Below are 12374 nucleotides of genomic sequence, written 5' to 3' on the forward strand. Positions count from 1 at the left end.
TTAAATAGATTCCTCGACTCTGCTCGGAATGACAGTCGAAAGATTGCCGCGTCGGCCTTCATCCTCCTCGCAATGACGGTTGGGGTTATTCAGTTTTGACGGCGGGCGCTTCGCTGACAACATCGCCGGGGCTCTCGGCCGTGATCGGTTCTTTAGAACCTTCATCTACAGCTTTAATCAAAGCGTCTTCGAGCTTATCGCCCGGGCTGCGGCGCGAAGAGCCAGACGACCCAGAGCTGGAGGTGCGCCCGCGGTTCTTTTTATACTCGAGCTCTTTACGCATATTGCTAATAAAATCGATCCGTTCGCGGGCGGCGCCTTTGAGCAGGCTGGAATATTGGCGCAGGTTCGGTACAAGCAGCGCCTGAAGTTTGTTCTGGGCGTAGAGATAATTAACTAAGCCGTGGAAGTCGCCGTCGCCAGTGACGACAACTGCGCGATCGTAGGCCTGGGCATCAATCATAACTTGCAGCACCAGTTCGGCATCAATGTTGCCTTTGACGTTGCCCTCTTTGCCGATGACAACTGGTTTGAAAATAATCACGAAGCCGGCTTTTTGCAAGAAGGAATAAAGGTCCTGGTTTTCGGCAATGTAGCCAATAAAGAGATAGGCCACGGCCACATTATGTTTGGCGCGCAAATATTCGCGGAACTTGGCCCAATCGACGCTCCAACCCAAGTTTTGGATGGTCATATTCAGGTTTTGAGAGTCGATGTAGGCGTAATTTTTAAGTGATTTATTATTAGAATCATTCGTCATAACCAAAAAACTATATCACGCATGCTAAAAAACGTCAAGGGCGGCTGGGTTTGACCCCAACCGCCCCATCACCTCATTCCCTCATTGTGACTGTATGGAAAATCGCCTGTACGATAAACCGATGCTTAGCTAAAAGATCGAGCGTGTGTGCTTTCACCTGATGGATGGGCGAACCGACCGATCTCAGCCCGTAAACCATCGCCAGTTTGTCCCTGGCTAGTTCTGGCTTCCCTCGGGCGATGTCGTTCTGAGCCTCGTGGAGCAGCATATAGAGCAGCTGCATCGCGGCATTCTCGTCCTTTTTCATGAGGCTGGCAAAGATATACCTGGCACCTTCGTAGCAGGCGGCTGCGGTGCCGAAGCGGCCTCGGCGCATGTTGAGGCGTCCCAACTGAACTTCGGTGGCAGCTTGGTCTACCGCTGGGGTGTCGAAGTTCTCGTCCCCCACACCCATGACTGAGAGTGATTGGTGGAACAGAACTTCAGCTCTCTCAAAGTCACGCGCGTCGCTGTAGCACATTCCAAGATCGCGCATCACGTTGGCTTCCGCTAACCGACCAATTGTCACTGGCAACCTGGCTGGCAAGGCGTAGCCTTGCAGCCACAGGTACCCCTCAATCGGGCGGTGTTGCATGCGTAAGCAAACTCCGTACTGTTGGGCGGCTTGCCAACGATCGGGATGGTTGGGGAAATCAAGCCAAACACTCAAATAGCAGGCTTTAGCTCTGACGAGAGACCGTGACCAAGGTCCGATCCAATTTCTTCGTGCCCTATAGACATCGCCATTTTCTTTGCCTTCTTCGAACGAATCAAACTCTGGCAAGGTACGAGCGGCCATGATGCCACCTGCTTTCAGGATCGCGGAATGGGTTGTTTATACCATTTTTATAAAAGGTTGTCTAGGTCTGGTCGGCTAATTTGCGGCTGCGACCGGCCCAATACTTTTCGGCCTCTGCTTCTAAGGAGTCCAAACGTTTGTAATAATCCGGGAATTCCTTGAGGTGGGCATGGGCGATCCGGCCGGTCATTTCGGGGTCATCCATAGTGACATTGGTGTTTTACCCCAACTCAGTGCCATGTTCTAGCTCAACTTCCAGGCCTCGCTGGAATTCCCACAAGCTAATTTCGCTCCAATCAACTTCGATTTTATCGCCAATAGCCTTAGCCTGGGCATCACTAAAAGACTTACTAGTACTCAATTAAACCTCAAATTATTTTTTCTATTATAACCAAACTAAGCTCGGCGGCCAGTCAAAGCCAAAAGCTTGACTCCCAAGCTGGCATCGTCCGGCACCTTAATTTCTGGTCCAAAGGCCCCGCCTTTGCGCCAGTCTTCGGCCTGGGGCACTAGTAGTTCGTAAGCAGCATTGATCAGATGCGGACCGGGGCCAGCACCACTCGATTTTAGGCCCTGAGCCAGGTCCCAGCTGTGAACAGTGGCATCAATAATCATTTGGCCGAGGTAATCCTTAACTGGCATATCGCCGAATGAAAGATGCACATTACTAGTGAGATCCTCACACGCTTCGACCGCCGCAACGGCTTTTTGGAGGGCCTTGGCCCAAACTGCCTTGGGATCATCGCCCAGCACGTCACCGTCGTATTTGCTACCAACTTCGGCAATGGTTTTGCCAGCCAATAGGTCCGGGATCCACAAGGTCTCACCGGTCACATGGTTAACCAAAGCCCGCACATCCCATTCAGTATCCGGTGTCGCATTACTCCATTGATCATCCGCGACTCCCGCTACGCCTTCACCAAAGTGGCGAGCGGCTTCTGTATATAATGCTTTCAAATCCATAGCTTCATTCTAACGGCCCGAGCGATATAATGTAACCATGAACATTTTTGTTGGTGGGGTAAACGGTGTCGGCAAATCAACTATTTTACGTAAAGTTGCAAACCTCGATAGTCGCTTTGAAGTCATCCATTATGCCTCGGCTTTGATGCAACAATTGGGTTTGGCGCCCGGTGATTATGATAGTCTTCACACCATCCCCCAGGCCAAGCGCCTGGCCGTAACCCAGCAAATGATGGAAAACTTGGCTGAGCGCCGAACTCAAAAAGTCCGCCTGATTGATGGCCATTATTTAATCCTGGTCAAAGGCGTCATTAGCCCCATTGCCGGAGATTGGGTTAAATTACTGGATGCTTTGATATTAATAAAGGCTGCCCCACAAGTCATCTTGGATAGAATCCAAAAAGACGAAGGTTGGAGGGACCGTGAGCTTTTTACGCCCGAGATGAGCGATCAAGACTGCCAAGCATTACTGGCCGATTACGGCCGCCAAACCGAAGCTGAGTTCGACCAATTGACCCAGCAATTTCCAATCGACCACTTTATTCTGGAGCACTCTGATGATGATGTTGAACGTGCCGCTCACCAAATTATCAATTTCGCCAATCAACTATTGGCTTGAGGCTTAGGGCGGATTGTGTTATAACCCGGGGTAGGCTTTTGCGACCAGAGAGGGTGAATCATGACGACCACTGCCGCCGACCTCGGTATCCGAGGTACAGCCGAACCCCATGAACTTCACGTCACCTATGGCCACAAACTCAAGCGCCCTCAGCTGGACACCCTTGTGCCGTACTGGCTTGAACAGGACTGGGTTGTCGATATCGTCGTCCACTCAGGGCACCTTGATTTCTTACTGTCGGCTGAGGACAGTCGGCCTGAAGAGGATCCCGTCCGAGAGAGGCTGTTAAATCAAGTCGTTCAGGATCTCTACGAAATGATCACGCGCTTCCCCATCACTCAGGCTCTGCCGATAACTTAAGGCATTAGCCCACTCAGACCCGCGGTTACGACCGCGGGTTATTCATTATTCAATCTTCGGTCTGGTGTATGTGCGTTTGTTGTACATGTCTTTGATTTTACCGACTGATTTGTCCCAATCACTATAATCAAGATTCTCATGCGGAATCTCACTGTCCCAGACCACCTCCTCGAACCAAGATCTCAGCGCCTCAACAAAAGCCTTATCCTTAATCAAAAGGGCGGCGCTCAGTGATTGAAAACCCGATCGTTGCGGAATAGCAATGATGGCCTCGCGCTGACCAATGGCCACATCAAGCACCAGTGGATTGCGTTTAAAAAACCGGATTCTAGCATTTTGGTTTTGATTGAGGTCATCACTTTCAACTAGAAGGCGGTCGGCATCAAGAGCGATTTTGAAGCTTTCACTATTCCAGAGGTACTCCGCCCTCTTTATTAAGGCATAAGGGTTTTTCTTTAGAAACTGGCCAACTGCCCGGCGATAATCAAGCCATTCCGGAATTGAACTAACGTGCTTGGAGGGATGAGCCCATATCCCAGTATGTCTCAAAATGGTATCGGAGTGCTGCTCCTCCAGCATGCGCAACATAGCCTGATAAATTTGAGCCTCACCCATAATTACTTCGGTTTGAATTACCTTGCCGTCGCGACGTCGACCGTCTCCCCGCTGCGGGTTGAGCGAATTATAGTCCGCTACCGCTTTGCCGACTAATAGTAATAAATCATCAAGACTGGATCTCAAATTACTTCCTAAATATCGTGCCAAGGACTCTAAATCAGCTGGCGAGGGTGGCCGCTGGACGCCTAAATCGCTATAACCTAATTCAACGCGATTTAACCATTCTCGGGGGCGGCCAATTTTTTCGGCTAGTTGTGCAATGGTCCAACCGCACTTTTTGCGAGCCTCACGCAACATTCGACCCAGTTGCTCGGCCGCTGATTCCGCTTGAGCTTCATCATTTGTGTTGTTCTGTGTAGTGTTCATTGTGTGTATTGTATCACATCATCACATTAATCTATGCTTGAGCCACTACGCAAAGTAGTACATTGACAAACAACCAGGGGGACAGAATGCCCAAGCTCAGGAAATCCCTATCCATCGTCGGCGTTGCCTTCTTGTCGGCGACTGGCATAGCCACGGTCGGCACTGTCACAGAGACTGCGACTAAGGCCGAGGCCGTTCAGCTCTACAGCGTTTACACGCCAGACAACCACAGCACCTACGTCCAAGGCTGGGCCAACATCAACACCAGCTGCCCCTACTACCAGTGCCAGGTTTACCTGAAGATCGAACGCAGCTCATACTCAGGTTGGCGCTACCTCAATGGCAACTGGGTCAATTGGCGCAACTCTTGGGTCTCGATGACCGCCGGCAAGCTGCGCGGTTGCTATAACTACCGCACCACCATCGAGATCTACGAATGGTCGATTGGACCCATCGGCGGCGGTGTCAACATCGGCCCAGTCGGCGTCAACGCCAGTGGTCAGACCATCTACGACTACAAGTTCGGCCCGTGGTCGAGCGGCTACCGGAGGGTCTGCTACTAGGCCGCTCTGGAGCCAAGAACAAATCCCCGGCGGGAGAGCGCAAGCTCTCTTGCCGGGGCGCTTCATTTATTAAGTAAAACGGCCAGCTCGCCTCCGCATGGAGGTTTGCTGGCCGCTGGCGTACTGGACGGGGACTCACATCGCCTTGTCCTGACTCGTGGCGCTAGTAATGCTTCTTGACGAGGTAGGAGATGTGGAAGCCGAGTTGGAAGGAACTGAAGAGCAAGAATGCGAACGACGCGGGAGCTATTGCGAAACCTAGTTGAAAATATCCCTGCGTCATGACGTATATGCCGAAGATGAAGCACATCGCGCCGATGTACGCAAAGAGCATGAAAACCGCAACGGGCAGGTTGATGTACCTCGGGATGTACTCCTCAGCCTTCTCTGACTCAGGTGTGGTTGCGGTGCTAGCCTCGGGTGTCACCGGGCCTCCTTTAGTAAGAACTTCGGTCGCTTCCAGAACTGTAGACGATTATTCCACTCTAGACTATATTTGTAAAGTAAACCCCCCGGCCGTAGCCGGGGGGTTGTGTGCTAACGCTCGCAGCCAAGCCCAGGGATCTGAGACGAACAGGCTGACTCGTTTACTAGTTCCGCCCTCTGCTTCTCCCAATCCTCGCGCCACAACTCCGTGAACACGTGGTCTCGCCAGGCACCATCGCGGAAGTATTCGGCCCGCAACCGGCCAGTTTCATGGAAACCCGCCCGTTCTTGGGCCCGCTGGCTGGCACCGTTGCCATCGATGTAACCGCCCTTGATCTTTCTAAGTGGCAAGTGGGTAAAGAGGTAGTCGCGGGCAAGTTGACCAGCCTCCTTCATCAACTTGAGTCCCCAAACGGATCGATCGCCTAGCATTGCGCCTAATTCGCCGGTTCCCCGATCCCAGTTGATGCCCATGCCAATGTTGCCGACCAGCCGCTCATCAAATTCGATGCCCCACAAAACCGTATTCGGGTTAGTGGACTCTTTCTTAAGCCACTCTAGTTCCTGCTCCAGAGTAATGGGCATGACACTGCCCATGAATCGAGTGACTACGGGATCGCACAGGAAGGAGACGAAAATCTCCGCTTCTTCCTCGCGTATGGGCCGTAGCGTCACTCGATCGCCTTTAAGGGTTGGGCCTAGCACATTTCCCCCTTTATTGGGTACAGACCTAACGGTTGTTAGGCCAGAAAAACCTCCGAAATGCGCACTTTAATCAAAAAGCCTCCTTTCGGAGGCTTGTCTAGTCCAAAAAATCGCTAATTCTTAACTATCAACAAGCCCCACGTCAAATTCCCGGCCACTCCACTTAGTGTCCAGTACGGTCGGAATATTAAACTTGTTGCTATGTTGATTCATAGTTTGTCTATTAAAGCTCATAATGGTTACGGTGTCAACTGATGAGATTGACATTATGAATGTATTAGTGTATTATTAGTTTATTGTCTAGTTGAGGGGGTTAGCAATGTACAGCTTTCAAGTACAACGCGAGGAGACGGCCGACGGGCACACCGTCCGTGTCTACCTAATGGAAGAGACGGACAGCGGCCTGGTGTTGCCTGTGGAGGTCTGGTCACGGAGCAGATTGGGCGTTAGCAGTCTGCAATACAACGATGCCTTCGGCCACACCGACCCGTCCCCAGCGAAAGCGGTGTCGTATGAGGCCGCAGACGTTGACCAGCTATTCCGGGTCTTCTCGGATGCCATGCTGGAAACCCAGCACGAGCTGGGCGAAGTCGTCGCTCTCGGTCTCGACATGGTTGACAGCCTGAGACCAAAGGTCAACATACAGGATGATGTGGAGCGCCTCTACGCCATGCTGGACGAGTAGGCCCAGGGCTTATACAACCACCCACGGTGAACCACAGGAGAACCTGCGGCCAGCCGTGGGTTTTTCTATTTTAGAAGCTCAAAATAGATGGCGATGGCGCCGAACCGTTGTTCTTGCTCGAGGGTGTAGTATTTGTAGAGTTCGTCCAAAGCTTCATCAACATCTTTGGCTCTTGGGACCAACGAAAGGTACCCTACGCCTGCCAGCATCGTCTTGAAGTCTGGGTAATGCTCGATTTTCGTAATAACTACTTCGGCCTGGTTTGGTTCCGATTTGATTAGTTTGCCAACTTGGTTATAATGATCAGCTCGAAGCTTTACATGATCACCAACTTGGTAATCCAAAAACTTACCTTTAGCTAATCGCCCTTCGACGGTTTTCGCACCAGATTTTATATCCTTCAACAGCGATGCTTCGCGGCCAGATTCAAAAGTTTGCATGTTTTTCCTACCCAAAAATCCGCCGTCCGTCGGCTGACGGAGGCGGACTCTTAGTTTACATCTTAATTTCGATGTCGACGCCGGCGGGTAAGTTCAGGTTCATCAGGGCATCGACGGTTTTGCCAGTCGGCTCGGTGATGTCGATGAGGCGTTTGTGCACCCGCATCTCGAACTGCTCGCGGCTGTCTTTGAAGATGTGCGGGCTTTTGATGACGGTGTAGCCGCTTTTATCGGTCGGCAGCGGAATCGGGCCGGCCACGCTGGCACCGGTGCGAATAGCCGTATCCAAAATCTGCTTGGCCGATTGATCGATGACCTTGTTATCGTAGGCCTTCAAGCGGATACGGATTCGCTGTTTGGGTTCTTCCTCGGTTTGTTTAGGTGCGGCGCTCATTAGGGTTTAGTCTAACAGATTATTTCTTAATCTTTGTTACAACCCCGGCACCGACGGTCCGGCCACCTTCGCGAATCGCAAAGCGCAGGCCTTCGTCCATAGCAATTGGAGCAATCAGTTTAACGTCCATTTTAACGTCGTCTCCCGGCATGACCATCTCCATACCTTCGGGCAGGATGCATTCACCGGTGACGTCGGTGGTGCGGAAGTAGAACTGGGGCTTATAGCCTTTCAGGAACGGAGTGTGGCGACCACCTTCGTCTTTCTTCAGCACGTAGATCTGAGATTCGAATTCGGTGTGGGGCGTAATTGAACCGGGCTTGGCCAATACCTGACCGCGCTCAATGTCGTCGCGTTCAATGCCGCGCAGAAGAGCGCCAATGTTATCGCCAGCTTGAGCATCAGGCAGCAACTTCTTGAACATTTCTACGCCAGTTACAACGGTTTTCTTAGTTGGACGGATTCCGACAATTTCGACTTCGTCGTTGACTTTCAGTTTACCGGTCTCGATACGACCAGTGGCCACGGTCCCGCGACCTTTGATTGAGAAGACATCTTCGATCGGCATTAAGAAGGGTTTATCGACTTCGCGCTTGGGCTCGGGCATGTGCTCGTCCATGGCTTCGACCAGATCCATAATGCTCTTTTCGGCTTCGGCATCGCCTTCGAGGGCCTTGAGGGCCGAACCCTTGATGATTGGAGCCTTCTCGTCGTAGTCGTATTGCTTGAGTAGCTCGCGAATTTCAATTTCGACCAGCTCGGCTAGTTCCGGGTCGGCCATGTCCATCTTGTTCATGTAAACCAGTACGTAAGGCACCCCAACTTGGCGGGCCAAGAGAATGTGCTCGCGGGTTTGAGGCATGGGACCATCGGCAGCACTCACCACCAAAATGGCGCCATCCACCTGGGCCGCACCGGTGATCATGTTCTTAACATAGTCGGCGTGCCCCGGCATATCAACGTGAGCGTAGTGACGCTTGGCACTCTCGTACTCTTGGTGCGAGGTGGCAATCGTAATACCACGCTGCTTTTCCTCGGGCGCGTTATCGATTTGATCATAGTTAACCGGCTTGTTGATATCGCTCGGCAGTTTTTTGGCCAGCACGTGAGTGATGGCAGCAGTTAGCGTGGTTTTACCATGGTCAACGTGACCCATGGTACCAACGTTAATGTGTGGCTTGTCGCGTTTGAATTCAGCCATAATTTCTCCTGTTGTTTCGCTGTTTTGGCTCTATCTAACCAAGATGATTTATCAGATAGTGCCCAACCAGCGGGTTAATTTTGTGAGCGGATAATAAAAGACCGCCCATTAAGGACTACCATAGTATAAGGAGTTATAACGCTTTTGTAAAGGGTATTTATAGCAATTTTCAAAATGTTGAGGGCGGCCTAAGTGGCCGCCCGTTTGAGTGCCATCCGGCGTCTGGCATTGCTAACGGCGGGTACAAGCGAGACACAAGCGAATGCCATCGGTAAGGCGAAAAGGATGTATGTCATCTTACGGCCCCCTAGTGCACTAGGCAACAACTTTTCGCGTCAACGGCCGGATCGAGCGATCGATCTGGGCGCCTTGGTGCACCGAAAAGAAGTGGTCTTCGGTCTCGACGTAGCAAATCGTGTCGGGAGGGTTGAGCAAAGCCCGCTCAATCGCCACCCAATCCTCTTCGCCCCACGGCACCACCTCTACGACCAGGCTCTGGTTACGGTTGTAAATGTCTGGGTCGAACTCAGCGCTGAGTATCGGTGTGGGATCTTGGTCTGAGTCAGTGTCAAGCGTTCCCAGCATCTTGGGAATGCAGTGGAGCTCATAGATGAAGTTGGGGAAGACCAGTTTGACCTTGGCGCCGTGGAGAGCATGGTAGCCATGACGATCAGGGCTCCACACCTTGACCAAGGGCATAGCAACCTGGATTCTCCACTCCTCCATGATTAGGTTAATGCGAGGATCGCCCCAACGCACCACGACTCCACCGTTTCCGAGCCAGAGATCTGAATCATCTTGTCCCGTAACCGAGCGGCAGAGTTCGAACTTGGCGTAGCTGGGCCAGAGCACCGGCGCCCCGGCATCGATCTCGTAGTCGGCCAGTCCGGCAAAGTCGAGCAATACGTCAAACATGTCAGCGTCCTATCGCTTGAGGATCGCGGGTATTATGAGACTAAATTGTTGATTAGTCCAGCATAACTGTTTGGCTTCTGATTTATTTGACTTACTTAGGGTTGACGTAAACTAATGTTTATACTAAAATAGGTTAGCTAAAGTCCCGATCGTCAGGAGACACAATGGCCACGACTGCTGTATCCCCAACCGGCCTGCGAGCCGCTGCCCACGCCATCATCCTCGATGGCGACGAAGGCACCAGCGCCGCTACAAGGACTGCTGGCGCCCTGTGGTCCGACACTCTTGTGGAGACTTTTCTGGCCCACCGTCAGGAACTGATGAGTCTCTGCACAGGCAATCCACCCTCACCCGAGGCCGAAAAGCGCCTGCTGCAGCTCTGCCGCGACAGCGTTGGCATCACCGCCGCCGAGATCCAACTGATCAAAAGTGCCCTAATGCTCTAACCCGCCAGGGTTCATGCCCTGCTGACCGCAAGGTTGGCGGGGTTTTACTTTAATAATGAAGCGGCCTACCCTGTTGCCAGAGTAGGCCGTTAGCTGTTTGCAGCCAGGTCCGATGCCGTCGCTTGCTGTGTACGGAAGTATTGGCAGTGAGTCGTGACCACACCTAGGACAAAGTTCAGGGGCGATGGTTCATTGCCAAAAAGAAGTTCTTGTTCGGCCGTCTTTGCCTCCACCTCCGCCAAGCAATTTGTGAGGCTCTTTTCGGTAATGCCCGCCGCTGCTGAGGCCAGTTCGGCTAGATCGCGGGTCCACTCACAAATGGCGTCCCTTGCCCAAGTCGGTATCGTCAGAGCGCCTCCGGCTAGGTTGATCATGGTGATGTGGTCATTGGGCGCGAGCACCCCAACCCCGCCCAAACGGGCGTTAATGGCTGACCGACGCTGCACCATGATCCTCTGCCACAAGGCCTGTTTATCCGGCGCTAAACCAGCCGGCAGGTCGTTTAGAATGTCGAAGTTCAGATCGTAGTGGTCTGAGTCAGGCACTTTCAACCGCCTCTACTCCACGCTGCCGCTCTTTGGCAAGGGCCACGATTAGGCCGCTAGTGAATCCTCCGATGACCGCTGTAATGAGCGGGTAGATCAACCAGTGCGGAGCCCAGATTTCAGCTAACACCATCTTTCTCCTTCGGTTTTGATATCACCACTCCGACCGCCAGCCATCCGATAATCCAGCACGCCCTGGCTGAGCATCTGCTCGCTCTCTTTCGGTCTGGTGACTTACTTGTAACCGTAATCGGCGCGCGGCGTACTTCAACCTCCATTCCAGCATTTCAAGAAACTGGTCCATTAGTGACCCGCCATGGTGTGGGTACGAAACCGGGAGAGCGAGCACAACAATCACGGCGACGATAAGTAAAGCCATAATAACCGCTTTTATGGTGCTTGTACCTGGCCAAGCGAACAAGAGCATAAAGATAGATGCCACCAGGGCATAGAAGTACGTAAAGTGACGTGATATCACTTTATGCGCCTTTGTAGTTAAATCGGCCTCATCATTGGTCAACACTACGGCCGCCAGATGACAGAAAGCACAACGAGCCCCATACCGACGCAGTAGGCACCAAGACCATACCAGACGTAGACGTCGGACTGTCCGGCCGCCGTAGCGCAGACGGCCAGGATTCCACAGATGGTTGAAACAACACCGAGGGGGAAGAGCATCATGGCAAGCATACTTAGAGCCAGTCGCCAATTCGCTCTGATTTCAGGCACCAGAATCGACATTTACTACTCCTTTGAACCTTGGAGTCTGGCGCTAATTATAGCAGAATAATGTTCCTATCAACGACTGCTGCCTGGCAGGGCGGTATGTACAACCCCAGCTCGGTAGTGCAGTTTGGTCCAAGTTTGTTGGTTGACCTTACCGTCTGGGCTCAGCCCTGATTCGGCTTGGAAAGCTTTAACTAGCGTTTGGGTCGAGCGATCAAAGTTCCCGCTTTCTGCAATCATCACCCGCCCACGTTGAATGTTTAATAAATGTTGGAGTTCTTTAACGCAATCGCCACGACTGCCCAGTTGGACGCTTGGATGGTAGTAATAAGTCACATGGTTCAAAAAATAATAATTGAAAGGGCAGGCAAAGTCCGTGCCTGGATACGGAAAGGCCGCCGAAACTGTAGCGGCATTGGCAAAGACTTGTTGATAAAGCAACCCCATCATCAGCACTAGGCCAATGACGCTAGCGATAATCAGGGGTCGAGAAAACTTGTGCCGGCTGAAGAGTTGTGAGGTGGATTTCTGTTTGGCTCTGGGCATGATTTTATCAAACCAGGTTGCAACAAGCATAACTATTTTACCTGGTTAGGTCAAGTTCCTAACTTCTAATCTCTCCCCACCCAGCGTCATCCGCACCAACCTTCTCTCATCCCGTAACCTCTGCCCTGCGTCTTTGTCGTTCGGCCTCTCAAACTGGCTAGATAATTAGGCTCTAAAAGGTCTTATAACCTTGGGGAGACAGTTTGCTTAGGCCGAACGACCATATTATCTTTCCAATACAGCAGATTGCGAAGGAAA

21 protein-coding genes are annotated in these 12374 nt (G+C 52.0%); 5 read left to right on the forward strand and 16 right to left on the reverse strand.

All coding sequences use genetic code 11. From position 1 onward, the window contains the following. Window positions 1–85: 85 nt before the first annotated feature. From VLE72_03470 to VLE72_03490, 5 genes are all read right to left on the reverse strand, one after another. A complete protein-coding gene (locus VLE72_03470) occupies window positions 86–760 on the reverse strand; it encodes an NYN domain-containing protein (protein ID HSX14934.1) in 675 nt (224 codons plus the stop codon). 73 nt (window positions 761–833) lie between these two features. Continuing rightward, complete coding sequence (locus tag VLE72_03475) at window positions 834–1598, reverse strand: hypothetical protein (GenBank protein ID HSX14935.1); 765 nt, start codon at window positions 1596–1598, stop codon at window positions 834–836. A gap of 61 nt (window positions 1599–1659) precedes the next feature. Continuing rightward, the gene (locus VLE72_03480; GenBank protein ID HSX14936.1) at window positions 1660–1803 is read right to left on the reverse strand and encodes a DUF5661 family protein; all 144 of its coding nucleotides are present in this window, start codon (window positions 1801–1803) and stop codon (window positions 1660–1662) included. Between the two features lie 15 nt (window positions 1804–1818). Beyond that, window positions 1819–1959 carry a hypothetical protein gene (locus VLE72_03485; protein ID HSX14937.1) on the reverse strand — a complete coding sequence of 47 codons (141 nt, stop codon included), beginning with the start codon at window positions 1957–1959 and terminating at the stop codon, window positions 1819–1821. A gap of 35 nt (window positions 1960–1994) precedes the next feature. Continuing rightward, window positions 1995–2561, reverse strand: coding sequence for a TIGR03086 family metal-binding protein (locus VLE72_03490; GenBank protein ID HSX14938.1), 567 nt, complete (start codon window positions 2559–2561; stop codon window positions 1995–1997). Window positions 2562–2598: 37 nt separating this feature from the next. Here VLE72_03490 and VLE72_03495 point away from each other — a divergent pair, with 37 nt between their 5' ends. Both VLE72_03495 and VLE72_03500 read left to right on the forward strand, forming a co-directional pair. Continuing rightward, on the forward strand, window positions 2599–3180 hold the full coding sequence (locus tag VLE72_03495; GenBank protein HSX14939.1) for an ATP-binding protein: 582 nt from the start codon (window positions 2599–2601) through the stop codon (window positions 3178–3180). A gap of 60 nt (window positions 3181–3240) precedes the next feature. Then, window positions 3241–3540 (forward strand): hypothetical protein, encoded by a 300-nt coding sequence (locus tag VLE72_03500; protein ID HSX14940.1) that lies wholly within the window; start codon window positions 3241–3243, stop codon window positions 3538–3540. A 45-nt stretch (window positions 3541–3585) separates the two neighbouring features. Here the strand turns inward: VLE72_03500 and VLE72_03505 are convergent, their stop codons facing one another. Next, a complete protein-coding gene (locus tag VLE72_03505; protein ID HSX14941.1) occupies window positions 3586–4524 on the reverse strand; it encodes a helix-turn-helix transcriptional regulator in 939 nt (312 codons plus the stop codon). A gap of 86 nt (window positions 4525–4610) precedes the next feature. Between VLE72_03505 and VLE72_03510 the strand changes: the two genes are divergently transcribed. Then, window positions 4611–5087: a hypothetical protein gene (locus tag VLE72_03510; protein HSX14942.1), complete on the forward strand. Its 477-nt coding sequence runs from the start codon at window positions 4611–4613 to the stop codon at window positions 5085–5087. Window positions 5088–5250: 163 nt separating this feature from the next. Here the strand turns inward: VLE72_03510 and VLE72_03515 are convergent, their stop codons facing one another. Together VLE72_03515 and VLE72_03520 are read right to left on the reverse strand one after the other, a co-directional pair. Further along, a complete protein-coding gene (locus tag VLE72_03515) occupies window positions 5251–5514 on the reverse strand; it encodes a hypothetical protein (protein ID HSX14943.1) in 264 nt (87 codons plus the stop codon). Window positions 5515–5624: 110 nt separating this feature from the next. Further along, complete coding sequence (locus VLE72_03520) at window positions 5625–6218, reverse strand: GNAT family protein (GenBank protein ID HSX14944.1); 594 nt, start codon at window positions 6216–6218, stop codon at window positions 5625–5627. 319 nt (window positions 6219–6537) lie between these two features. Here VLE72_03520 and VLE72_03525 point away from each other — a divergent pair, with 319 nt between their 5' ends. Continuing rightward, entirely contained in the window at window positions 6538–6903 is a 366-nt protein-coding gene (locus VLE72_03525) for a hypothetical protein (protein ID HSX14945.1), read from the forward strand. A gap of 65 nt (window positions 6904–6968) precedes the next feature. On the opposite strand, the gene VLE72_03530 is transcribed toward VLE72_03525, so the two are convergent. From VLE72_03530 to VLE72_03545, 4 genes are all read right to left on the reverse strand, one after another. Continuing rightward, window positions 6969–7343 (reverse strand): ASCH domain-containing protein, encoded by a 375-nt coding sequence (locus tag VLE72_03530; protein ID HSX14946.1) that lies wholly within the window; start codon window positions 7341–7343, stop codon window positions 6969–6971. A gap of 55 nt (window positions 7344–7398) precedes the next feature. Continuing rightward, window positions 7399–7737, reverse strand: coding sequence for a 30S ribosomal protein S10 (gene rpsJ, locus VLE72_03535; GenBank protein ID HSX14947.1), 339 nt, complete (start codon window positions 7735–7737; stop codon window positions 7399–7401). A gap of 19 nt (window positions 7738–7756) precedes the next feature. Further along, window positions 7757–8938, reverse strand: a complete 1182-nt coding sequence (gene tuf / locus VLE72_03540) for an elongation factor Tu (protein ID HSX14948.1) — start codon at window positions 8936–8938, stop codon at window positions 7757–7759. Between the two features lie 315 nt (window positions 8939–9253). Further along, the gene (locus tag VLE72_03545; GenBank protein HSX14949.1) at window positions 9254–9853 is read right to left on the reverse strand and encodes a hypothetical protein; all 600 of its coding nucleotides are present in this window, start codon (window positions 9851–9853) and stop codon (window positions 9254–9256) included. A 164-nt stretch (window positions 9854–10017) separates the two neighbouring features. Between VLE72_03545 and VLE72_03550 the strand changes: the two genes are divergently transcribed. Continuing rightward, a complete protein-coding gene (locus tag VLE72_03550; protein ID HSX14950.1) occupies window positions 10018–10299 on the forward strand; it encodes a hypothetical protein in 282 nt (93 codons plus the stop codon). An 89-nt stretch (window positions 10300–10388) separates the two neighbouring features. On the opposite strand, the gene VLE72_03555 is transcribed toward VLE72_03550, so the two are convergent. The 4 genes from VLE72_03555 to VLE72_03570 all read right to left on the reverse strand — a co-directional run bounded on the left by VLE72_03555 (window position 10389) and on the right by VLE72_03570 (window position 12146). Then, window positions 10389–10844, reverse strand: coding sequence for a hypothetical protein (locus VLE72_03555; GenBank protein ID HSX14951.1), 456 nt, complete (start codon window positions 10842–10844; stop codon window positions 10389–10391). Then, window positions 10837–10977: a hypothetical protein gene (locus tag VLE72_03560; protein HSX14952.1), complete on the reverse strand. Its 141-nt coding sequence runs from the start codon at window positions 10975–10977 to the stop codon at window positions 10837–10839. The genes VLE72_03555 and VLE72_03560 overlap by 8 nt, the downstream gene beginning before the upstream one ends. 389 nt (window positions 10978–11366) lie before the next feature. Beyond that, a complete protein-coding gene (locus VLE72_03565; protein HSX14953.1) occupies window positions 11367–11585 on the reverse strand; it encodes a hypothetical protein in 219 nt (72 codons plus the stop codon). 57 nt (window positions 11586–11642) lie between these two features. Then, complete coding sequence (locus tag VLE72_03570) at window positions 11643–12146, reverse strand: peptidoglycan-binding domain-containing protein (GenBank protein ID HSX14954.1); 504 nt, start codon at window positions 12144–12146, stop codon at window positions 11643–11645. Window positions 12147–12374: the final 228 nt, after the last annotated feature.

The sequence above is a fragment of the Candidatus Saccharimonadales bacterium genome (genome assembly GCA_035480635.1).
Classification (GTDB): Bacteria; Patescibacteriota; Saccharimonadia; order UBA4664; family DATIHN01; genus DATIHN01.